At 72.9% G+C, this 22,726-nt stretch carries 16 protein-coding genes; 5 read left to right on the forward strand and 11 right to left on the reverse strand.

Annotated elements, in window-relative coordinates; all coding sequences use genetic code 11:
- Positions 1 to 19 precede the first annotated feature (19 nt).
- Together IH50_RS0100935 and IH50_RS0100940 are read left to right on the forward strand one after the other, a co-directional pair.
- Positions 20 to 1,144, forward strand: a complete 1,125-nt coding sequence (locus IH50_RS0100935) for an ATP-binding protein (RefSeq protein ID WP_030856187.1) — start codon at positions 20 to 22, stop codon at positions 1,142 to 1,144.
- Positions 1,141 to 4,041 carry a DUF5682 family protein gene (locus tag IH50_RS0100940; protein WP_030856189.1) on the forward strand — a complete coding sequence of 967 codons (2,901 nt, stop codon included), beginning with the start codon at positions 1,141 to 1,143 and terminating at the stop codon, positions 4,039 to 4,041. Before IH50_RS0100935 ends, IH50_RS0100940 begins: the two co-directional genes overlap by 4 nt.
- Before the next feature lie 125 nt (positions 4,042 to 4,166).
- On the opposite strand, the gene IH50_RS0100945 is transcribed toward IH50_RS0100940, so the two are convergent.
- Complete coding sequence (locus tag IH50_RS0100945) at positions 4,167 to 5,372, reverse strand: erythromycin esterase family protein (RefSeq protein ID WP_030856190.1); 1,206 nt, start codon at positions 5,370 to 5,372, stop codon at positions 4,167 to 4,169.
- Positions 5,373 to 5,429: 57 nt separating this feature from the next.
- On the opposite strand from IH50_RS0100945, the gene IH50_RS0100950 reads away from it, so the two are divergent.
- The gene (locus IH50_RS0100950; protein WP_030856192.1) at positions 5,430 to 6,164 is read left to right on the forward strand and encodes a TioE family transcriptional regulator; all 735 of its coding nucleotides are present in this window, start codon (positions 5,430 to 5,432) and stop codon (positions 6,162 to 6,164) included.
- Between the two features lie 34 nt (positions 6,165 to 6,198).
- On the opposite strand, the gene IH50_RS0100955 is transcribed toward IH50_RS0100950, so the two are convergent.
- Positions 6,199 to 7,230 (reverse strand): alpha/beta hydrolase, encoded by a 1,032-nt coding sequence (locus IH50_RS0100955; protein WP_030856194.1) that lies wholly within the window; start codon positions 7,228 to 7,230, stop codon positions 6,199 to 6,201.
- Positions 7,231 to 7,607: 377 nt separating this feature from the next.
- Here IH50_RS0100955 and IH50_RS0100960 point away from each other — a divergent pair, with 377 nt between their 5' ends.
- On the forward strand, positions 7,608 to 9,071 hold the full coding sequence (locus IH50_RS0100960) for a hypothetical protein (protein ID WP_158801130.1): 1,464 nt from the start codon (positions 7,608 to 7,610) through the stop codon (positions 9,069 to 9,071).
- 53 nt (positions 9,072 to 9,124) lie between these two features.
- On the opposite strand, the gene IH50_RS0100965 is transcribed toward IH50_RS0100960, so the two are convergent.
- Complete coding sequence (locus IH50_RS0100965) at positions 9,125 to 10,246, reverse strand: Gfo/Idh/MocA family protein (RefSeq protein ID WP_030856196.1); 1,122 nt, start codon at positions 10,244 to 10,246, stop codon at positions 9,125 to 9,127.
- A 105-nt stretch (positions 10,247 to 10,351) separates the two neighbouring features.
- On the opposite strand from IH50_RS0100965, the gene IH50_RS0100970 reads away from it, so the two are divergent.
- Positions 10,352 to 10,807 carry a MarR family winged helix-turn-helix transcriptional regulator gene (locus IH50_RS0100970; RefSeq protein ID WP_030856197.1) on the forward strand — a complete coding sequence of 152 codons (456 nt, stop codon included), beginning with the start codon at positions 10,352 to 10,354 and terminating at the stop codon, positions 10,805 to 10,807.
- Between the two features lie 40 nt (positions 10,808 to 10,847).
- Here the strand turns inward: IH50_RS0100970 and IH50_RS0100975 are convergent, their stop codons facing one another.
- The 8 genes from IH50_RS0100975 to IH50_RS0101010 all read right to left on the reverse strand — a co-directional run bounded on the left by IH50_RS0100975 (position 10,848) and on the right by IH50_RS0101010 (position 22,693).
- Positions 10,848 to 11,633 (reverse strand): SAM-dependent methyltransferase, encoded by a 786-nt coding sequence (locus IH50_RS0100975; protein ID WP_030856198.1) that lies wholly within the window; start codon positions 11,631 to 11,633, stop codon positions 10,848 to 10,850.
- Between the two features lie 210 nt (positions 11,634 to 11,843).
- Positions 11,844 to 13,730: a discoidin domain-containing protein gene (locus IH50_RS0100980; RefSeq protein ID WP_030856199.1), complete on the reverse strand. Its 1,887-nt coding sequence runs from the start codon at positions 13,728 to 13,730 to the stop codon at positions 11,844 to 11,846.
- A gap of 131 nt (positions 13,731 to 13,861) precedes the next feature.
- Complete coding sequence (locus tag IH50_RS0100985) at positions 13,862 to 15,259, reverse strand: GH1 family beta-glucosidase (protein WP_030856200.1); 1,398 nt, start codon at positions 15,257 to 15,259, stop codon at positions 13,862 to 13,864.
- 11 nt (positions 15,260 to 15,270) lie between these two features.
- Complete coding sequence (locus IH50_RS0100990) at positions 15,271 to 16,110, reverse strand: carbohydrate ABC transporter permease (RefSeq protein ID WP_030856201.1); 840 nt, start codon at positions 16,108 to 16,110, stop codon at positions 15,271 to 15,273.
- A 49-nt stretch (positions 16,111 to 16,159) separates the two neighbouring features.
- Positions 16,160 to 17,164: a carbohydrate ABC transporter permease gene (locus tag IH50_RS0100995; RefSeq protein WP_030856203.1), complete on the reverse strand. Its 1,005-nt coding sequence runs from the start codon at positions 17,162 to 17,164 to the stop codon at positions 16,160 to 16,162.
- Between the two features lie 37 nt (positions 17,165 to 17,201).
- Positions 17,202 to 18,518 (reverse strand): ABC transporter substrate-binding protein, encoded by a 1,317-nt coding sequence (locus IH50_RS0101000; RefSeq protein WP_030856206.1) that lies wholly within the window; start codon positions 18,516 to 18,518, stop codon positions 17,202 to 17,204.
- 583 nt (positions 18,519 to 19,101) lie between these two features.
- A complete protein-coding gene (locus tag IH50_RS0101005; protein ID WP_030856207.1) occupies positions 19,102 to 20,157 on the reverse strand; it encodes a LacI family DNA-binding transcriptional regulator in 1,056 nt (351 codons plus the stop codon).
- Positions 20,158 to 20,215: 58 nt separating this feature from the next.
- Positions 20,216 to 22,693 (reverse strand): glycoside hydrolase family 3 C-terminal domain-containing protein, encoded by a 2,478-nt coding sequence (locus IH50_RS0101010; RefSeq protein WP_051767121.1) that lies wholly within the window; start codon positions 22,691 to 22,693, stop codon positions 20,216 to 20,218.
- Positions 22,694 to 22,726 lie beyond the last annotated feature (33 nt).

Raw genomic sequence — 22,726 nt, forward strand, 5'->3', positions numbered from 1 at the left:
ACGGAAAGGCCTTCCCCTCATGTCCGACCTGCTGCGCGCCCCCGCCGAGATCAAGTACGCCGAGGAGCTCGACTGGCTGGAGTCGATCGACGACAACCCCAAGCCGTTCTCGTGGCGGCTGTCCCCGAAGATGGTCCGTCTGTTCATCCTCGGCTCCGAGCGCGCCGACGGCCTGGACCGGGAGGTGTCGCAGAAGTGGTTCGGCGACCGCAGCTTCGTGGAGCGGTCGATCGTCACCCTCGCCTCCGACCGCGGTCTGCTGCTCATCGGTGACCCCGGCACGGGCAAGAGCTGGCTGGCCGAGCTGCTGTCCGCCGCGATCTGCCGCAACTCCACGCTGGTGGTGCAGGGCACGGCCGGCACCACCGAGGACCACATCAAGTACTCGTGGAACGTGTCGATGGTCATCGCCAAGGGCCAGTCGCGGGAGTCGATGATCCCCTCGCCGATCATGACCGCGATGGAGGCGGGGGCCATCGGCCGCTTCGAGGAGCTGACCCGTTCCACGAGCGACGTGCAGGACGCGCTGATCTCCATCCTCTCCGAGAAGTACATCTCGGTTCCGGAGCTGGAGAGCGGCGGCGGTGACGACAACATCGTCTTCGCCAAGCCCGGCTTCTCCGTCATCGCCACGGCCAACAGCCGCGACCGGGGTGTCAACGACCTGTCCTCCGCGCTGAAGCGCCGCTTCAACTTCGTCCGCATCCCGGTGGTGACGAACAAGAAGAGCGAGGCGGAGATCGTCCGCTTCCGCACCGAGGAGCTGCTGCGCCGGCACTCGATCGACCTGGACGTGCCGCCGACCCTGCTGGACGTGCTGCTGCAGAGCTTCGCCGACCTGCGGGCGTCCGCCGCCGCGGCCGGCAGCGACGACGAGAAGCTGGAATCCGCGCTGTCGACGGCCGAGCAGATCGGTGTGCTGGAGGACGCCGTCCTGCACAGCAACTTCTTCGGCGAGCGCACCCTGACCGCCCGCGCCCTCGCCTCCTCGCTGGTCGGCTCCCTCACCCGGCGCGAGCCCGAGGACCTGGCCATCCTCAACAAGTACCTGCACGGTGTCGTCGAGCCGCGCAGCAAGGAGGAGGGCGGCTCCTGGCCGGAGTTCCTCGAGGGCGGCCGCGACGCGATCGCCACCCTGTCATGAGCGGGCCCCAGGAGAGCACGTCGTTCGCGGCGCTGCGCGGGCAGCTCCAGGAAGCGGCGGCCGAGTTCGCGGGTGGTCCGGACGCCCTGGAGGGCATCCTGCTCGGCATGGTCGACGACGTCGACCGGGCGGTGCGCGAGCCACTGGAGATCTTCCCCGTCTGTCATCACTCCCCCGCCTCCGCGCTCGCCATGGCGCGCCGGCTGCGTGAGAAGCAGCCCAAGGTGGTGTACCTGGAGCTGTGCGAGGACATGGCGCCGCTGCTGACCGAACTGCGCAACTGCCGGCTGCCGGTGGCGGTGCAGGCGTTCGCCGGCGACGTCGACGGCTTCCCCCAGGAGTGGGCGCCGCTGTCGGTCGTCGCGCCGGTCACCGAGGCGTCCGCCGAGTACCAGGCGATCGCGTACGCCCTGGACACGCCGGGCGTCGAACTGGTGCTCGTCGACCGGTCCTCGGACCATGTCTTCCAGTGGGACCGCAGGGGCGGACAGGCCGGGGAGGGGACCGAGGTCCCCGAGGAGGCCGAGGCCGCGCTGCACGGTGAGGCCGTCGGCGTCGAGATCGGCGACCTGCGGCCGCGCTTCGCCGAGCTGGAGGAGCACCTGCTGCGCCACGGCAAGGTGCGGCACTGGTCGGAGTGGTGGCACCAGTACGTCGAGGTCCCGCTCGGGGACAGCGACCACGACACCTACCGCCAGGTGATGTTCCTCATCGGCAGCCTGTTCCGGCGGCTCGCCCCCGGCGACGGGTCCCGGCTCCGGGTGGACGAGGACCGCGAGCGGTACATGTGGACGCGGATGCGCGAGCACCTGGCGGCGACCGGCACGGACCCGGAGGACTGCCTGTACGTGTGCGGGGCGTTCCACGCGGCCAGCCGGGTCGAGGAGTTCGGCGTGCGGGGCAGCTCGGACACGTTCACGATCTCGCCGCGCACCGCGACGACCTGGCAGTACGGGCTGATCCCGTCCAGCCACGCGGCGATCGAGGCGCAGTTCGGCCTCGCCGCCGGGTCGGTGTCGATCGCGGCGACGGAGTGGGCGAAGGGCCTGAAGCGGACCCGGGTGAAGCCGTATGTGCTGGAGGGGCAGGCCGGGAAGAGGAAGTCCGCGGCGAAGAAGACGGCCGTCGTCCCGGCAGCGCCGCCCGGGACGGCCGCCGCGGACAAGCTGTCCGGCTTCCTGCGGCGGCCGCCCGTGCTCGACGGGTTCGACGAGGCCGAGCTGCTCGGCTGGTCGGTGGAGATCGTGCGGGCGGCCCGGCGCAACGGCTACCTCGCCTCCACCGCCGACGCCATCGCCGTCTTCGAGACGTCGATCCTGCTCGCCGGCATGCGGGACCGGGCCAAGCCGACGCCGTACGACTTCCAGGACGCGGCGGTCACCTGCATCGAGAAGGACAGCGTCCCGGGGCGGCGGGACGTGCGGCGCCTCGTCGAGATCATGATGGGCGGCGACCGGATCGGGCAGGTCGGCTACGAGTCGCTGCCGCCGCTCGCCCGTGACGTGTACGACCGGCTGGCGCCGCTGGAGCTGAAGCTCGAACAGCGCGGGGTGCGCCGGGCGCTGCTGGACATGGCGTCCCGGCCGGAACTGCGGGCCTGCTCGGACGTGCTGTGGATGCTGCGGCGCCTGATGCCGCAGGGCGCGGCACGGCCGATCATGGGTGAGCGGCGGCTCGGTGAGCGGTCGATCCAGGAGTCGTGGGACCTGGCGCTCGGTACGCACCAGCGGGCCCTGATCGAGCTGGGCTACGAGGGTGTCAGCCTGGAGCAGGTCCTGGAGCAGCGGCTGCGGCGTGACGCGTACGGGCCGCGGGCGACCACGGCGACGGTGCTCGCGGCGGTCGAGGACGCGCTTCTGTACCTGCGCGGTCACCGTCTCGCCGACGAGCTGGGCACGCACGCGCTGAAGCTGCTCGCAGCGGAGCGGAGCGTCGACGGGGCGCCGGAGGTGCTGCGGCGGGTGCGGGCGCTGCTGGCGTACTACCGCACCAGTGAGCCGGTGCTGCCGGCGTGGATCGAGTCGTTCGTCAAGACCGGTTACGCCCACTACTGCACGCTGCTGCCGACGGCGTTCCGGGACGAGGACGCGACGGTGGGGCAGGTCGCGGCGATGCTCGGCTTCCTGTTCTCCATGGAGAGCCTCGCGCTGTCGCTGGGCTGCGACCGGAACCAGCTCGAGCTCGCGGTCGCCCAGTCGCACCCCGACGACCCGTCGAAGACGGCACTGCTGTGGGCGGCGCAGGTGCAGCTCGGCACCCTGTCACGGGCCGAGCTGCGGGCGCGGTGCGACGAGCTGCTGGACAACCCGCTGGTGGTGCCCTCCTACCCGCGCTACCTCAGCGGTTTCGTGCACGCCCTGGAGCCTGTGCCGGGGCTGGCGGACGTGGTCGTGGAGGCGGTGTCGAACGCGTTCGGGCGGCTGCCGGACTCGGTGCTGCTGCCGTGGCTGCCGCTGCTGATCACCACCCTGCGCTCCGGCGCGGCGGACCTCGCCCCGCTGATGGTCCGTGAGGCGGGGCGGATCTTCCCGGGCCGGCTGGCGGCGCTGGACGCGTGGGTGCCGCCGTGGCGGATGCCGGAGCCGGAGCCGTTCGCCGCCGCGCCCGTGGCCGATGTCCGCCGGGGCACGGCGCTGCTCACGGCGCACCCGGCGACGTGCGACGCCGTGGCGGAGCTGCTGGGCTGCGACGACGGCTGGGCGCGGCCCGACGTCCCCGCCCCGGCGGGCGTGGGGCTGCTGGCCGCGCACCCGGCGACGTGCGACGCGGTGGCGGAACTGCTGGGCTGCGACGGTACGTGGGCGGCGGCCGGCCCGTCGCCGTCGGGCGGCGCCGTCCTCACGGCCCGTCATCCGGCCACGGCGGAGGCCCTGGAGTCCCTGCTCGCCGGCGCGTGACGGCCGCGGCCGAGGTCCGGGCGGCCGCGCGGCCTCCCGGATCCGTAAGCCCTGCGACACGGTCACGAACAGGGGGCCGCCGCACCATGAGGTGCGGCGGCCCGGCAGGAGCCGTCGGAGACGGCCTAGCTCCGCCGGACGTCCGCGAGGAACACGATCCCGTCGGTGCGGGGCAGATGGGCCGGGTCGAACGGCGCGTAGCCGAACCACGGGGACACCCGGAGCGCGGGACCGGTGTCGCCGAGCGCGGCGGACAGGCGGGCGGGGTCGACGACGCAGCGGTCCTCGGGGAGGGCGTACAGGAGGCCTTCGAGGGTGTCCGGGGGTGGTGTGTCCACCCCCTGGTGCCGGATCGTGCCGAGCGCGGTGGCCAGGAAGGCGTACCGCTCCCCGAGGCGCGCGCTCACGAGCGCGCCGGCGCTCCACCACTCCAGCCGCGGGTGGTCCCACATGCTCATCGAGCTCTTGTCCCGCTGGAGGTGACTGTTGTGGGCGTGGACGAGTACCGGGCCGCGTTCGGCGAGGGCGAGGAGGTTGCCGGCCATCATCGCGTCCCGTGTGGCCAGCAGGCGCGTCATGCGGGCGGGTGAGGGGTCGGCCGTCCAGTGGTGGTAGCGCAGCAGTCCGGTGGCGGTACGGCCGTACAGGCGCGCCCGGTCCCAGTCGTCCCGTGAGGCCGCCGTGAGCAGGTGGGGTGTCTGTGTGTCGAGCAGCGCGACGAGGTCGTCGGCGAGCAGCCGCAGCTCCCCGGCCTCGGCGGACCGGCCCACGGACCGGGACGGGTCCGTCATGACGGCCTCGTCGGTCCACCGCTCGTCGGTGCCGAGCAGGCGGTCGAGCGTGTCCGCGGTGCAGGGCAGCAGCTGCGGGTCGACGTGTGCCGCGAGGTGGTCGTGGAGGGCGGTGAGGGACTGCCGCGGGCTCGCGGGGCCGGTGATCTCCAGCGGGCCGTCCATGCCCGCGAACCGGAGCCGCTCGGACGCGGGGTGCTTCTCGTTGTACTCCCGCATCCAGCGGACGAGCGCGCGGTTGGCCGCCGACGCGCCCCACCCGTGGCTGAATCCGCGCTCCATGACGTCGTCGAGGGTGCCGGTGCCGGTGGTGACGTACGCGTCCACGGCCAGGCCCCTCACGCAGTCGCTCTCGAGCACGATCGTGCGGTAGCCCTCCTCTTCCACGAGCTGCCGGAAGAGCTCGTTGCGCAGGCCGAGCAGGGCGTCCTCGCCGTGGGTGGGCTCTCCGAGGGCCAGCAGCCGTGGGCGGGACGGGAGCAGCCCCATCACGGCTGCGGCGTCGACGGGACGGGCGAAGTCCTTGTTCCCGGTTTCCATGCTTCAACCGTATCGTTGAACTTTCGGTGGAAACTTGAGCGCGGTATCGTCGGCTCGGTGGGGCGAAACCTTCAAAGCCATGGGAAACTCAGACCCGTCGACCTGGCACGACGTCACGGTCTGTCCACGCAGGCCGTGAGGAACTACGAGGAGGCCGGCATCCTTCCCCCGGCCGGCCGCACGGCCCACGGCTACCGCACCTACACGGAGCTGCACGCGCAGGCCCTCAGCGCCTTCCTCGCCCTGGTGCCCGGGCACAGTCACCGGACGGCGACGGCGGTCATGCGGGCCGTGAACCAGGACGCGGCCGACGAGGCGTTCCGTCTGATCGACGAGAGTCACGCCCAGTTGCTCGAGGACCGGCGCACACTGCAGGCCGTGGAGGGAGCTCTCCGCGCCCTCTCCCCGGAGAGGGGGTCCGCGCGCGACACCCCCGCGCCCCGCTCGGGCCGTACGTTCATCGGCCCGCTGGCCGCGGAGCTGGGGGTGCGGCCGGCGACCTTGCGCAAGTGGGAGGAGGCCGGACTCGTGCGCCCGCGACGGGATCCGGTGACCGGGTACCGGGTCTACGACGACGCCGACGTACGCGACGCACGGCTGGCTCACCAGCTCCGGCGCGGCGGCCACCTGCTGGGGCAGATCGCCCCGCTGATCGCACGGGTGCGGGAGGCGGGCGGAGTGGGGCCGCTGGAGGACACGTTGCGCGAGTGGCACGGCCGGCTGTCCGCCCGCGGACGGGCGATGCTCGCCGGGGCCGCGGAACTGGACGCCTACCTCCGCGCACGCGCGTGAAGGCCGTCGGTGTGAAGCGGGCCGGCCCCGGACGTCAGCCGGTCACGCCGAGGGCCCCGAGCAGCATCGGGAGCGAGTCGTGCAGCGCGCGTTGCCAGTAGGGCCAGGCGTGCGTGCCGGGGCCGTAGAAGTCGGTGGTCAGGTGCCGCGCGCCCACGCGCTTCAGCTCCGCGGCGAGGGCGTGGTTCTGGCGGTTGAAGTCGGCCTCGAGGGCGCTGGTGGCGCCCGGTGGGTCCAGGGGGCCGGTGGTGCCGTCTCCGCAGGAGAGGTACACGGGGAGGTGCTTGAGACGCTTGGCCAGGTGGAAGGGGTCGTGCGCCTCCCAGACGCGGCGCTGGGCGACCGGGTCCCCCCAGACGCGCAGGGGGTCGTCGCCCTGGCCCGCGAAGAAGCCCATGAGGCGGTCGACCGACTCGTCGTTCAGGAGGGGGTGCGCGGAGCCGGAGTAGGCGGCGGTGGCCCTGAACATCCCGGGGTGGCGGGCGGCGTACAGCAGGGCGCCCTGGCCTCCCATCGACAGGCCGGCCACGACGCGGTCGTGGCCGGCGCCCCAGTCGCGCTCCAGGAGGTGCCGCAGCTCCACGGTGTGGAAGGTCTCCCAGGCGGGGTCGCCGCCCTCGCCGTGATTCCACCAGTCGCTGTACCAGCCGTTCCAGCCGGCCTCCGGCATGACGACGAGCACGTCGCGCAGGCTGTCGAGGGCCGCGACGTCCGTCTTGGCGGTCCATGACGTGTAGTCGCCGCAGCAGCCGTGCAGGAGCCAGAAGGTGGGCCAGTGCCGGCTCCGGTCGGCCGGGTTCCAGCCGTCGGGGGTGAGGAGACGGACGTTGACCGTCCGGCCGCCCAGGGCCGTGGAGCGGACCGTCAGGTCGAGCTGGCGGTCCGCGACCCGGGTGACCGCGACGACCTCGGCGCCGTGCGGTCTCGCGGCACCCGGGGCGGGGGCCGGGGCGGCCGTTCGGGCCGGGTCGGCCGCGCGTGCGGGGGTGGTGGGCACGAAGGTGAGGGCCAGGAGGAGGGCGAGGACGAGCCGGATGCGGGCTCGGAGGGTCAGGACGGCGGTCACGGCGGCTCCCTGCGGTGCGGTGCGTCACTGCATGAACGGTTCGACCGGGCTCGGGGACGGACTTGCCTCGAGGCAGGATCCACCACGGGAGCGATCCGCGACAGTACGGGTGCTCTCTTTCCCGAGGGGGGCGGGCTGAGCCGTGGGGCATATGTTCCTCACTGCTGCGTACAATCTTTTTCTGTCGTCGCAGGTCACCTCCGGTGTGCACGTGCGATTCCCGCACGGGCGGGCCGAGCGGGGCCGGCTCGTGACGCAGTCCTTCCCGCTCACCGGTCCCGAGGGCCGGCGTCGGTGCGGGCACCGTCCGCGATCGCCCCCCGACCCGCCACCGGGCCCCGGCCCTTCGACATCCCCGTTGCCTGAGGAAGCCCTCGTTGACCGACAGCACCACCCCTCGCCGGGACGGCTCTGCTCCCGTCCCGCCGTCGGCCTCCCCTTCCCCGTCGGACGTGCGTGCGGAACGCCGACGGCTCGTCGAGTCGATCGGCGCCGTCCGCCGCCTCCTCTCCGAGCGCCGCGCCTTCGAGATCGCCGACCAGCGGCGCCTCCGGCACGAGGCGAGGCAGCGAGAGCGCGTCGAGACCGCCCACGGCGAGAAACTGCACCGCATCGAGGAGGAACGGGCCCGTCAGGAGGCCTCGCTGGCCCACCTGCTCGGCGCGCTGGACGGAGAGCGCGAACGCCGGGAGGGTCAGGCCCTGTCCGTCCTGCGCCGTCAGTCCGTCGAGCGGGCCCTCGGCAGCACGTACCTCACCGCCAGCGAGGTGAACGGCATCGGCGCCGGCCTCGTCCGCAGCCTGTCGGCGCAGGGCATCAGAACCGCGGCCGACTTCGACGACGTGAGCTGGGGCAAGGCGCCGAACGGCAAGGGCGGCGACGTCCTCTACCTCCACCGCACCAAGGGCGGCAAGATCCACATCAACGGCATCGGCGAGCACCGTGGCCGCCCGCTGCTGGAGTGGCGCCGGGCCGCCCTCGCCCGTGCGCAGGCCCGCGCCCCGCACAAGCTGCCCCCGGACGAGCGGCACCGCATCACCGAGATCATCGAGGCCGAGCGGGTCCGTCTGCGGCAGGAGGCGGCGGAGGTGCCGCGGACCGCCGAGGCGGCGCGCGCGGAAGCCGTACGGCTGCACGCCGAGGCCCTCGGCCTGCTCGACGGCGCCGCGAGCGAGGCGGCGCGGCTCGCCGCCGTACGCCGGGCGGAGTTCGACGCGATGGCCGAGCGGCTGAGAGAGCTCCAGGACCGGTTGTCCGCCCACATCGAGGCGTACGGCGATGTCGGCCGCCGCGTCCGCCGCGCGCAGAAGCGCGCGCTGCGACCGGTCGCCGAGGTGCCGGGGCCCCTCCCCGGCATTCCGTCTCCCCGCACTCCAGAGGACGCGGCGACCGGGGTCAGCCTCACCAAGGGGACCGGCCGGCCCGGTCCCCGCCCGGTTCCGGGTGTCCGGGCGAGCCCCGGCTGGCTGGTCCCGGTGCTCTACTTCGCCCTGACGGCCGTCGTGGGCGTGGGCGAGATGGGAGGCAACACGGCTCACCCGTACACGATGATCGTCTCCCGGCTCGTCGCCCTGGCCGCCGTGGCCGAGCTCCTGCGGCTGTGGCTGCCCCGCGTACGCGCTCGGTCCGCGGGGCCGATGCCCGACGGAACCGGCTGGCAGACATCCGGCGTCTTCCTCGCGCTGACCGCGACCGGCATGTTCGAGGACGAGCAGTCCGATGTCTTCGGGGCGGCCTGCGTCGTATCGGTCCTCGCCGCCGTGCTCTTCCTGGCGGGGACCGCCAGCCGCGTGGTGAGGACGGACGACCGCGCCGGCGAGAGTCCCACCGATCCCGCCTGACCCGGCCTGGAGCCACTCCTGACCGGGAGCACGCCCGGGAGACCGGACACCGCTCACCCGCCGCCCCCGGCGGAGGCGATGCTGCGGTGCCGGGTGGCGCCGTGGGTGAAGTCGGGGACGCCCGAGGTGCCCTCACGCAGGTCGTCCAGGAACTGCCGGTAGGCGTGGGCGACCGCGTAGGCCGGCGCGTCGGCACGCGGGTCCAGGTGCGGGACGCGGAGGTACGGTTCCGGCACCGCGAGGGGGGCGAGGCCGGTGGACGTGCCGCGGCCGCCCTCCAGAGTGAGCGGGCTGAGCTGGGGGTGGCCGACCGGGGCGGTGAGGACGAGGTCGCCCTCGGTGCCGTTGATCTCCCAGCGGAAGTTGGTGCCCCGGGACATGCCTCCGCGGTAGTGGAAGGTGGCCACCGCGCCGCCGGGGAGCCGTCCCGAGGCCACCACCTGGTCGGCGGCGGTCATGGGCACGGGCTGTCCGCTCTCGGTGTCCACGGCCGACGTACGGCGCGACGCCAGGTGGATCCGCAGTTCCTCGGGTTCCCCCAGGACGGACGCGAGCCCGTCGAGGGCGTGGCCGAACGGAACGGTCAGCAGCGTCGCGCCGTTGGCGGCGTCGAGCACGTAGTGATCGCCGGGGCCGACGGTGGCGCCCCAGGCGCCGCCGGATCCGACGACCGTCGTGGACAGCACCTCCCCCACGTATCCGTCGGCCACGAGGTCCCGTACGTGGGCGAGGACCGGGTGCGACCGGGCCTGGAGTCCGACGGCGGTCGGCACGCAGCGGTCGCGCGCCAGCCGGGCCATGTCCTCGGCCTCCGCGAGCCCGTTGCCCAGCGGCCATTCGCACAGCACGCCCTTGCCGGCGTTCAGCGCCGCGGTCACCAGCTCCCGGTGGTGCGGCACCTTCACCGCCACGACCACGAGGTCCACCTCGTCGCAGGCGGCCAGCTCGGCCGCGGTCCCGAAGGTGCGGGGCACACCGTGTTTTTGTCCGGAGAGCTCCGCCGACCGCTTCGAGCTCGTGCTCAGCGCCCTCAGTTCGTAGCCCGGGACGGCGCGCAGGGCCGGCAGGTGGGAACGCTCGGCCCAGCTCCCCCGAGCACCGAGTCCGATGATGCCCACTCCGATGGGCTTCTCGGACCGGGCCAGCTCGGCGAGCGGTGATGCGGATGTGTTCATGACTCGCAGCCTTCTTCGCGTGGACGCCTCGGCGCACTCACAGGCCGGTGAGGGAGCAGCCGCCTGCTAGTGTTGACATCTCAACACTAGGAAGGGCGCGTTGACATGTCAACACCTGGCGGCGGGGCCACCGGCCCGGACGAGTCCATGGGCGACACCGCACCGGAGCCCGTCGGCCTCTGGTCCGCCTTCAAGCGCGCCCACGAGACCGTGCGTGCCCGCGTGATCGCGGACACCGCCGAGGCGGCGGGCCTGTCCGAGCCGGACCTGACGATCCTCGTCGGCCTCGACAAGGCCGGGGGCGCCCTGCGCCAGAGCGAACTCGCCACGTCGCTCGGCTGGGACCGCACCCGCGTCTCCCATCAGCTCACCCGCATGGACAAGCGCGGACTCGTCACCCGCGAACGCGCCGCCGGTGTCACCGTCGCCCTCACCGACGCCGGGCGTCAGGCCGTCGCCGCCGTGCACCCCGGCCTGGAAGCCGCCGTGCGCCGCCACTTCACCGACAAGCTCTCCGCGCGGGAGATCGAGATGCTGAGCTCCGTGCTCCGTCGGCTGTAGCCGCCCGGAACACGAAGCCGGCGTGCCGCCGGGGGCCGGGTCAGGGGACGCGCGCGACACCCACGTAGAAGCCGCTGCGTTCCCGCGCCGGTGCCGGTTCCTCCTGGTACCACTCGGTGGCGAACACCAGGCCGGGCGGGACGAGTTCCAGTCCCTCGAAGAAGGGCTCGACCTCGCTCCGGGTGCGCATCCGCAGCGGGATGGCGCCCTTCCTGTACGCGGCCTCGGTCTCCTGCTTCAGCTCCGGGTGCTGGTCGGCGGTGCCGTGCGAGATGAGCAGAAAGCTGCCGGAGGGAAGGGCGTCGACGAGGGTGCGCACGAGGCGGTACGGGTCCTCGTCGTCGGGCAGGAAGTGGAGCAGGGCGATCAGGGAGAGCGCGATCGGGCGCTCGAAGTCCAGTACCTCGCGGGCGCGTTCGAGGATCGTCCCTGGCTGCCGTACATCGGCGAGGAGGAAGTCGGTGACGCCTTCCGGGGTGCTGGTCAGCAGTGCTTCCGCGTGGCGGAGGACGATCGGGTCGTTGTCCGCGTAGACGATCCGGGCGTCCGGCCTGATCGCCTGCACGATCTGGTGCAGGTTGGGTTCGGTGGGGATGCCGGTGCCGATGTCCAGGAACTGGCCGACGCCCGCCTTCGCCAGCCAGGCCGCCGCGCGGTGCATGAACGCCCTGTTGCGGGCCGCGTTGCCCCGCGCCTCCTCGGGGAGTCTCTCGCCGACCTCCTGGTCGACGGGGTAGTTGTCCTTGCCGCCCAGCAGCCAGTCGTAGACGCGGGCGGGGTGCGGCTTGCTCGTGTCGATGCGGGGTCTGGGCATACCGGCGGTCACAGGGCACTCCTCCGTGCGCGGAACGGCGTCGTCAGGCCGCCAGCCTAACCGGGGGCGCGTGAACGCCCGTGCGGTGCACGATCGTTGAGCCGAGCGGCGTGCCGCTCTGTCCGGCCTGTCCGGCGACTCCGCGAGGGGGCGCCGGGGCCGGCCCGGATCACCGGCCGGCGCCCCACCGGCCGGCGTCCACGGCACAGCGGCGCGCGGTGGCTAGCCCTTCTGCTCCACGCGCACCCAGTCCACCTCCGCCCGGACTCCCCCGGCCGCGATGCGGTCCACGCTGGACTGCGGGAGGCCCCAGTACGGGGTGGTGACCTTGTTCCAGCCGGCCGGGTAGGCGCCGCCGAGGGCCAGGTTGAGGATCACGTACTGGTTGCGGTCGAAGACCCACTGGCCCCGGGTGGACTCCAGCTTGTTGCGGGTCGTCTCCTGGACGAGGCGGTCGTCGACGAAGAAGCGCATGCCGGTCGGGGTCCACTCCACCGCGTAGGTGTGCCACTGGTCGGCGCGGCCGCCGTTCGGGTAGGTCTGGCGGGCGCCGATGTTGCCGTCGGCGGAGTAGCCGGGGCCGTGCAGGGCGGTGCTGGTCCAGTCGCCGTAGCCGATGTTCTCCATGATGTCGGTCTCGCCGGAGGCGGGCCAGGACACGGTGGGGTCGTCGACGTCGCTGCCGAGCAGCCAGAAGGCGGGCCAGAAGCCGTCGCCGACCGGGAGTTTCATACGGGCGCTGACCCGGCCGTAGGTGAAGTCGAACTTGGTGTTGGTGTCGATGCGGCCGGAGGTGAAGTCGTAGGTGCCGCCGCCGGCCTTGGTGCAGCCCTTGCAGTGCTTGGCCTCGAGGACCAGACTGCCGTTCTCCTGGCGGATGTTGTCCGGGGAGTCGACGTACGCCTGGGACTCGCCGTTGACCGATCCCATCTCGGTGCCGGTGCGGACCACCCGCCACTTGGCGCGGTCGAGGGAGGCGGTGGTGAAGTCGTCGAAGAACGTCGTACGGTACGTGCCCGGCTGCTCCGCCGGGAGCGCCGGGTAGGCCGCCGCCGCGCTGCCGCCGGTGCCCCAGACCTCGAACTCGTAGAGGGAGTAGCCGAACTGGGCGGTGGCGGGGGCGGGGTTGTAGAAGGAGCGGCGCTCCTTGCCGAGCATGCGGACGTAGCGGCCGGTGGCCGGCTGCGGGAGGCGGACCGAGTCGTGCAGGCCCACCGCCTCGCCCGGGGACTTCACGTCGGCGCGGCGGGCCGCCACGTCGGCGGCCGAGGGGCGGTACACCGTGCGCCAGGTGCGGTTGTCGTCGGAGACCTGGAGTTCGTAGTCGACGGCGTAGGCGGCCTCCCAGTAGAGGTCGACCGTGTCGATGGTGGAGCGTGCCCCGAGGTCGACGGAGACCCAGCGGTCGGCGTTCCAGTCGCCGGCCCAGCGGGACTGGTCCCCCTTCAGGCCGGCCGGGCGGCCGCCGTCGGTGACGAACGCCGGTGAGTTGCCCGCGTGCTGGTAGAGGTTGGAGTAGGCGGGGTGGTTCAGGGCGAGGTTGGTGCGGGTGGCCGACGCGGGGGCCGGTTCACCGCCGTAGACCTTGAAGGAGTAGAGGGAGTAGCCCCAGGGGGTGGCGCGTTCCACGCCGCGCATGCGGACGTAGCGGCCGGTGACCTCCTGGGGGTAGGTGTGGGCGGTGACCGAGCCGCCGGTGCCGTCGGTCTCCGTGTAGAAGGGGGTCCAGTCGGTGCCGTTTTTCGAGACCTCGAGGACGTAGCGCTTGCCGTAGGCCGCCTCCCAGTCGAGGACGACGCGGTCGACGCGGATCGTGGAGCCGAGGTCCAGGCGGATCCAGGCGTTGTCCGCGAAGTCGCTGGACCAGCGGGTGGCGCCGTTGCCGTCGAAGGCGAGGCCGGGGGCCACGCCGGCGTTCTCGCTGCCGGAGGCGGTGACGGCGGCCGGGTTCGCGGCGTACGCGGCGGCCGCGCGGTCGGTGTCCCAGGCGGCGGCCGCCGCGAGCTGACCGGGGGCGGGGTCGGGGGCGGGGGCGGCGAACGCGGGGCCCGCGGTCAGTACGGCGGCCGTGGTGAGGGCGGTGAGGAGGTGTGGGGTACGGGATGACATGCGGCTCTCCTTGGGGAGGGAGGGTGGGGCGCCGGTTCCCCGCGACAACTCATTCATGACGCGCTCATGACATGTATGAGCGCGCGTCGTCCCGGTGGGCGCGGACCGTCCGTCCGCGCCCACCGGTCACGTCAGGCCGCTCGCCGTGCGCGGTCCGCGTGGCCGCGGATGATCTCCGCGTACCGGTGACCGGAGCCCTTGATGGTGCGGACCTGGGTCTCGTAGTCGACGTGGACGAGGCCGAAGCGCTTGTCGTAGCCGTACGCCCACTCGAAGTTGTCCAGCAGCGACCAGGCGAAGTACCCGGCCAGCGGGGCGCCCTTGCGGGCGGCCGAGGCGCAGGCCGCGAGGTGGGCGGCGAGGTAGTCCTGGCGCTCCGGGTCGTCGATCGTGCCGTCGGGGCGGACGACGTCGGGGAAGGACGAGCCGTTCTCGGTGATGTACAGCCTGCGCGCGCCGTAGTCGTTCGTCAGGCGCAGCAGCAGGTCCTCGATGCCGCTCGCGTCGATCTCCCAGTCCATGCCGGTGCGCGGGACGCCGTCGCGGCGGACGGTGCGGGCGCGGGGGGCCGGTCCCGTGGGGTCGTCGGCGGCCGTCTGCGGGAAGTAGTAGTTCAGGCCGAGCCAGTCCAGGTCGGCGCCGATCAGCTCCATGTCGCCCGGCTGCTCGGGGAGTTCGACGCCGTAGACCTCCCGCATGTCCTCCGGGAAGCCGCGGCCGTGGACCGGGTCCAGCCACCAGCGGTTGGTGTGGCCGTCCATGCGGCGGGCCGCCGCCAGGTCCTCCTCGCGGTCGCTGGCCGCGTGGATGGTGGAGAGATTGTTGACGATGCCCACCTGGGCGTCCGGGGCCGCCGAGCGGATCGCCTGCATCGCCAGGCCGTGGCCGAGGAGCAGGTGGTAGGAGGCGCGGACCGCCGCCGTCAGGTCGGTCAGGCCGGGGGCCATGACGCCTTCGAGGTGGCCGATCCAGGCCGAGCACAGCGGCTCGTTGAGGGTGGCCCAGTGGGAGACGCGGTCGCCGAGGCGTTCGGCGACGACGGAGGCGTACGCCGCGAAGTGCTCGGCGGTGGACCGCTCCTGCCAGCCGCGGTCCCGGTCCTGGAGCGCCTGCGGCAGGTCCCAGTGGTAGAGGGTGACGGACGGGGTGATGCCCGCCTCCAGGAGACCGTCGACCAGCTCGTCGTAGAAGGCGAGGCCCTTGGCGTTGACCGGTCCGTCGCCGCCCGGCACCACGCGCGGCCAGGCGACGGACAGGCGGTAGGCGTTGGTGCCCAGCCGGCGCATCAGGCCGATGTCCTCGCGCCAGCGGTGGTAGTGGTCGCAGGCGACGTCGCCGTGGTCGTCGTTGTCGATCTTCCCCGGGGTGTGGGAGAAGGTGTCCCAGATCGACGGTGAACGGCCGTCCTCCGCCACGGCTCCCTCGATCTGGTACGCCGATGTGGCCGTGCCCCACAGGAAGTCGTGCGGGAGTGCGGCGAAGTCGATGCTCACGTAGGTCCTTTCGTTCTTTTCGGGGGTGCCGGTCAGCCGGGTGCCGGTCACTTGACCGCTCCGGCGGTCAGTCCGGCCACCAGGTAGCGCTGGAGGAGCAGGAAGCCGGCCACCACGGGCACGCTCACCACGAGCGAGGCGGCCATGATCTGGTTCCAGTACACGTCGTTCTGGGTGGAGTAACCCTGGAGACCGACGGCGAGGGTGCGGGTGGTGTCGTTGGTCATGACGGAGGCGAACAGGACCTCGCCCCAGGCGGTCATGAAGGCGTAGACGGCGACCGCGACGATGCCGGGGACGGCCGCCGGGACGACGACCCGGATCAGCGCCTTGAGCGGGCCGCAGCCGTCGACCAGGGCCGCCTCGTCCAGGTCGCGCGGCACCGAGTCGAAGTACCCGATCAGCATCCAGATGGAGAAGGGGAGGGAGAAGGTCAGATAGGTGAGGATCAGCCCGCCGCGGGACCCGAACAGGGCGATGCCCGTGGCGTTTCCGATGTTCACGTAGATGAGGAACAGGGGCAGCAGGAAGAGGATGCCCGGGAACATCTGCGTGGACAGGACCGTCACCGAGAAGACCCGCTTGCCCCGGAACTCGTAGCGGCTGACCGCGTAGGCGGCGAAGACCGCGATCACGACCGAGCAGACGGTCGCCACGCCCGCCACGATCAGGGAGTTCACGAAGTACTTCGCCAGCGGGACCGTCGACCAGATGTCGATGTACGGGCGGATCGTCAGCCCCGTGGGCAGCCAGCGGAACTTGCCGGTGACGTCCTCCAGCGGTTTCAGCGAGCTGGAGACCATGACGTACACCGGCAGCAGCACGAAACCGGTGAGCAGGGTCAGAAAGACGCGGCGCGTCCACAGGAAGGACGCCGGTACGGCCATCGGGGACCGGGGCGCGGTCGTACGGGGCCGGGGTGCGGCCGTCGGGGAGCTAGACACGGGCGGACCTCCGCCGTTCGCGCGACGTCAGGAACAGGTACACGCCCGTCACGGCGAGCAGGAAGAGCAGCAGCAGGACCGACATGGCGGAGCCGGTGCCGAAGTTCCAGGTGACGAACGACGACTGGTAGATGTGGAGGGAGATCAGGTCGGCGGCCTCGGGGGCGGCCTTGCCGAACAGCACGTACGGCGTGTTGAAGTCGTTGAACGTCCACAGGAACAGCACCAGGACCAGTACCTGGTTGACCGGGCGCAGCGACGGCAGGGTGATGCGGCGGATCTGCTGCCAGACGCCGGCGCCGTCCAGGGAGGCCGCCTCGTACAGCTCCTTGGGGATGTTCTGCAGTCCGGCCATGACGATGAGGAAGGCGAACGGCCAGCCCTTCCAGACGGACACCACGAGCAGCGCGATGAAGCTGTTGTCGCCGATCAGCCAGAAGGAGGGCTTGTCGGTGAGGCCGAGCTGGTCGTGCAGGACGTGGTTCACCAGGCCGTTGTCGTGCTGGAACATGAACGCCCAGGTGATGACGGCCGCGTAGACCGGCAGGGCGTACGGCACCAGGAAGACCGCCCGGAGCAGGCCCCGGCCGCGGAAGGTGTCCTGCATGCAGATCGCCGCCGCGGTGCCGATGAACCAGCACAGGCCGACGGAGAGCAGGGTGAACGCGCAGGTGACGAGGAAGGAGTGGAGCAGCGCCTCGCCGACCGGGGCGCTGAAGTCCACCGACATCCGGTAGTTGTCGAGGGCGGTCCAGGGGGCCGTGGTCCAGTCCCGGATGTAGAACTGGGTGAGCTCCTTGAAGCTCATCACGATGCCGATGACCATCGGCACCAGGTGGACGAGGAGTTCGAGCAGCAGGGCCGGCAGAAGGAGCAGGTAGGGCAGTCCGATGCGGCGGATCCGCCCGGTGCGGCGGCGGGGTCCGCGCGCCGCACCGGGGGAGCTCTTGCCGACCGTCCGCTCGCCCGGCCCCGCCGGGGCGGTCGTGGTGGTCATGGAGATGTCCGTGTCCGTGTCGGAGTCGGGTGGGCGGTCACTTGGCGGGCATCTGCTGCTGCGCCTTGGCGAGCTTGGCCTTCACCGACTCGGTGGTCACCTCGCGGCCGGCGGCGGCGTCGGCGAACAGTTCCTTGACGGCCGTACCGACCGCCGTCTCGAACTGCGACTCGTCGGGCACCTGGGGCAGGGCGGCGGCGCTGGTGGCGAGCGTCTCGCGCAGTACGGCGGTGCCCTGGGTGTTGAACGCCGGGTCGGACTGGGCGGCCTTGACCGGCGGGATGGAGCCGTAGGCCTTGTTGAGGAGCTTCTGCTCGGCGTCGCTGGTCATGAACTTCACGAACCGGGTGGCGCCGTCGATGTTGTCGCTGTTCTTGAAGACGGCCATGTTGATGCCCGCGACCATGGAGTTGGTGTTCGTGCCGGTGCCGGGGGCGCCGGAGGGGACGGGGGCGGGGGCGATGCCCCACTGGTCGTCCTTCATGCCCATGGTCTTGAAGGTCGCGGAGGCGGTCTGCCAGAGGACCATCGCCGTCTTGCCCTTGGCGAAGTCGCTGAGGGACTGGTTCTGCGCGTACTCGGCGTTGCCGGGGGCGATGACCTTGTCCTTGGCCATCAGGTCGACGTACTGCTTCACGGCGGCGACGGCGCCGTCCGAGGTGAAGTCGGGCTTGCCGTCGGCGGTGAAGAAGTCGGCGCCGTGCTGCTTGCCGAGGACGAAGACCTGGTGGATGTTGTTCGACAGGTTGGAGCCCTCGGCGCCGAGGCCCCACTTGCCGTCCTTGGAGATCTTCCTGCCGACCTCGACCAGTTCGTCCCAGGTGGCCGGGGGCTTGGTGACGCCCGCGTCGGCGAACATCTGCTTGTTGTAGTAGAGCGCGTAGGCCATCGAGTACAGCGGGACCGCGGCCGGGTCCTGGCCCTCGACGCCGGTCGAGCCGAGCGCGGAGTCGACGAAGCGGTCCTTGCCGCCGATCTTGTCGAAGTTCTTCGCGTCCCAGGGCAGCAGGGCGCCGGTGGCCTGGAGGGAGGCGGACCAGGTGTTGCCGATGTTCAGCACGTCGGGGCCCTGGCCGGAGGTGGTGGCGGTGAGGATCCGGTTGAGCAGGTCGGACCAGGGCACCACCTCCAGCTTCACCTTGATGCCGGTCTCCTTCTCGAACTTGTCGAGCTCGGGCTGGAGGACCTTCTTGTCGACCTCGACGCTGGCGCCCTGGTTGGAGGCCCAGTAGGTGAGTTCCTTCGGCGAGTCGTCGGACCCGCCGCCCGTCGAGGAGCCCCCGCCGCAGGCCGAGGCGGCGAGAGCGAGAGACATGGTGACGGCGCCTATGGCTGCGGCTCGGATGCTGCGCATGGCTTCTGGGTCCCTTTCCGGGAGGCGAGAAGTCAGAGGCAGGCTTCCGGAAACGACACCCCGTTCGCGCCCCGAAGCCCCTCATGGCTTAATTTAGGACGTGAGTTAAACCTCAAGAGAAGCCCGCGTCAAGGTGTCGCGCACACCCGTTCCCCACCCACGCGGCAGGAACCCGGTCCCGAACACCCGCCCCGACCACCCCCACCACCGATGACCTGCGAAGAGCCACCCACACACCGGTTCACAACGGTTGTGTCTCAACACGCGGGGACACCCCCTCAGGGGCGCGGGGAACTGCGCGACCGGCCACGGACGGCCCGCAGCCGCCCACCACCCCGGCAAACCGAGGCCCGCTCATGACACACGGCGACGGTCACGTCCCCAGGGGCGCGGGGAACTGCGCGACCAGCCACGGACGGCCCGCAGCCGCCCACCACCCCGGCAAACCAAGGCCCGCTCATGACACACGGCGACGGTCACGTCCCCAGGGGCGCGGGGAACTGCGCGACCAGCCACGGACGGCCCGCAGCCGCCCACCGGCCGCCCGGCCCGAGGCCCGAGGCCAACCACCAACCACCAACCGCTACGCGGAATCCCGCACCACCAGTTCCGGGTCGAAGATCACCGACGTAGGGGCGGTGCGCCGCCCCGCGATGTGGTCGTCGAGGAGAGCCGACATCGTCGACGCCATCTCCTCCACCGGCTGCCGCACCGTGGTCAGCCGGGGCCGACACGTGACGGCCACGCTGGAGTCGTCGAAGCCGACGACCGCCACGTCCTGCGGCACCCGGCGCCCCTGGTCGCGCAGGACCTGGACCGCTCCTTGGGCCATCAGGTCGTTGGCGGTGAACACCCCGTCGATGTCGGGGTGTTCGGCGAGCAGCGACGTAATCGCCGCCATGCCGCTGTCGACCGTGAACCCGCCCTCGGCGACCGGCACGTACGGGTCCCCGTGCCGGGCCAGGGTGTCCCGGAACCCTGCCAGGCGTTCCTGGCTCGCCGCGACCCCGAGCGGACCGGCGACGGTGGCGATCCGGCGGCAGCCGCGCGCCAGCAGGTGTTCGGCGGCGAGCCGGCCGCCCTCGCGGTGGGCGAGGTCGACGTAGCTGAGCGGCACCGGACGCCCGGGCCGGGCGAACAGCACCGCCGGCAGCCGGGCGTCGGCGAGCAGCGCGGGCAGCGGGTCGTCGGGGTGGGTGGACACCACCAGCGCGCCGTCCGCGCCGCCCTGGCGGAGGTACGACACGACCTCCTGCCGGGTCTCGGGCGTCTCGGCGAACATCAGCACCGGGTGCATCCCGCGCGGCCGCAGCCGTCCGACCACGCCGCCGACGACGCGGCCGAAGAAGGGGTCGGCGAACACCCGCGCGGCGAAGGCGTTCTGCTCCGACGCGGAGGGGTCGCCCTCGGAGGCGTCGCCCGCGCCGGAGACCACCAGCGCCACGGTCGTGGTGCGCCGGGTGACGAGTTGCCGGGCGGCCTGGTTGGGGGCGTAGCCGGTGCGTTCGATGGCCCGGCGGACCAGGTCCTGGATGGCGGGGTCCACGTTGCGGACGCCGTTGACCACCCGGGACACGGTGGCCCGGGAGACGCCGGCCTCCCGGGCCACGTCCTCCAGGGTCGGGGCCTGTCTGCTCATGACCGCACCCTAACCGGCGCGGTCGGCCGGTCGGTAGAGCGCTCTCCCCCAGCGGGGATCACGCCGTCACACGGACCTCCGCCGCCAGCGGCAGCTCCCCCGCCGACCGTCCCGCCAGGGCCCGGCACGGCCCCGGTTCGACCCGCCAGGCGTGCTCCTGGACCGACCAGTGCCGCAGGGCCCGCGCCGGCAGGCGCACCCGTGCCGTCACCGTCTCCCCCGGCCCGGCGTGCACGGCCGTGTACCCGGCGAGCCACCGTGCGGGGCGGTCGACCGGTCCGGGCGGCCGGGCGAGATAGACCTGGACGACCTCCCGGCCCGCCCGGCCGCCGGTGTTGCGCACCCGCACCGTCACCGTCAGGTCCTCCCCCGCCCGCCACACGGCCGGCGCGCTCAGCTCCTCGTACGCCCAGGTGGTGTAGCCGAGGCCGTGGCCGAACCAGTAGGCGGGGGTGCGGTGGGTGCGCAGCCAGCCGCGGTAGCCGAGGTGCAGGCCCTCGTCGTACGGGAGCCGGCCGCCGTCCGGGCGGGTGCGGGTGACGGGGGCGTCGGCGAGGGCGGCCGGCCAGGTGGTGGGCAGCCGTCCGCCCGGCTCGGCGCGTCCGAAGAGCACGTCGGCCACTCCTCCGCCGCCCTCCTGTCCGGGGAACCAGGCCAGCAGCACCGCGCCCGTCGCCTCGCGCCACGGCATCTCGACGGGCCCGCCGCTGTTGACCACGGCGACCGTGCGGGGGTTGGCGGCGGCGACGGCGTGGACGAGCGCGTCCTGTCCTGCGCCGAGGGCGAGGTCCGTCCGGTCGTGGCCCTCGGACTCGCCGTGTTCGGTGGTGCCGACGACCACGATCGCCGCGTCCGCCTCCCGGGCCGCGCGGGCCGCCTCGGCCAGCGACGCGGCGGTGTCGGGGGCCGGCGAGGCGGCGCTGACGACGGTGGCACGGCCGGTGCCGGGCGCCAGTTCGCGGCGGGCCACCAGGAGGACGTCCCGCCCGGCCACCAGGTCGGCGCCGGCATACCGGGCGGGCGGGTTGACGTGGACGACCGCCGGGTCGTCGGTCGCCGGCGGGTACTCCCCGTCCAGGAGCGTACGGCCGTCCAGGGTCAGGCTCATCCGCCCGAAGCCGGCGACGCCGAGCGTCCACCGGCCCCCGGTGCGGGGGTGCAGCCGGGCGCTGATCTCGACGGTGTGCGCGCCCGGCACCAGGCGCGGCTCCAGCAGGCGTCCGCCGGCGCGCCGTTCGGCGTACAGTTCGGCGCCGTCGGCGTCCAGGACGCGCAGCAGCACTCCGGGCCGCCCGGAGCGCGGGTCGGCGCACGTCCCGGCGTCCAGCGCGGGTGCGGGGCCGTCCGGGCGGGGGCCGGGGACGTGGACGACGCGGGCCCGGCCGCGCAGTGCGGCCCGAATGCCGTCCAGGATCGACACCTCGTCCTGGGGAAAGACGCCCGCGCTGCCGCCGCCCTGGGTGCGGGTGCGTGCGGCGTGCTCCCCGATCACGGCGACCGTCCGCAGGCGGCCGGGGTCCAGGGGCAGCACGCCCCGGTTGCCGAGCAGCACCGCGCCCGCGGCGACGGCCCGCCGGGCCAGGGCCCGGACGTCCCGGGTGCGCATCGGGGCTCGGGCGGGGGGCCGTTCGTCGCCGAGGGCGCCGCAGCGGGCGGCGAGCCGCAGCAGGCGCCGTACCTTGTCGTCGACGGCCGCCTCGGGCACGCTGCCGTCGGCCACCGCGCGGGCCAGGGCCTCGCCCCAGGGGCCGTCGGGGCCGGGCATGGCGAGGTCCAGCGCGGCGCGCGCGGTGTCCACGGTGTCGCGCACCGCGCCCCAGTCGGAGACGACGACCCCGTCGAAGCCCCATTCGCTCTTCAGCGGGTCGGCGAGCAGTCCGCTGGCGGTCATGGTGGTGCCGTCGACCGCGTTGTAGCCGGCCATCACCAGCCGTACCCCGGCGGCCACCGCGGCCTCGAACGGCGCGAGGTACACCTCCCGCAGGGCGCGTTCGCCGACGCGTACGTCGACGGTGAGCCGGTCGGTCTCGGAGTCGTTGGCCACGTAGTGCTTGGCCGTGGCGGCCACGCCGCCCGCCTGGACGCCGCGGACGAGGGCGGCGCCGATGCGGCCGGTCAGCTCCGGGTCCTCGGAGAAGCACTCGAAGTGCCGGCCGCCCAGCGGGCTGCGGTGCAGGTTGAGGTTGGGGGCGAGCAGGACGTGCACGCCCTTGCGCCGGGCCTCGGCGGCCAGCAGGCCGCCGAGGCGTTCGACGAGGGTCTCGTCCCAGGTGGCGGCGAGCGCGGTCGCGGACGGCAGCAGCACGGCGGTGTCGCGCTCGTCCCACGACTGTCCGCGTACGCCCGCCGGTCCGTCCGACATCACCAGTTCGCGCAGCGCGACGGCCGGTTCGGCGCGGGTGCGCCAGGCCGTGGCGCCGCTGAGCAGCAGCGCGCAGGCGCGCGGGGTCAGTTTGCCCAGCAGCCGGTCGAGGTCCTCCTCGCCGGTCCCCGCCCGTTCCCCGCTCGTCCCCGCCCGTTCCTCGCCGGTCCCCACCGGTTCCTCGCTCGTCCCCACCCGGGCCCCCGC

Source organism: Streptomyces sp. NRRL S-37, assembly GCF_000721605.1.
GTDB lineage: Bacteria > Actinomycetota > Actinomycetes > Streptomycetales > Streptomycetaceae > Streptomyces.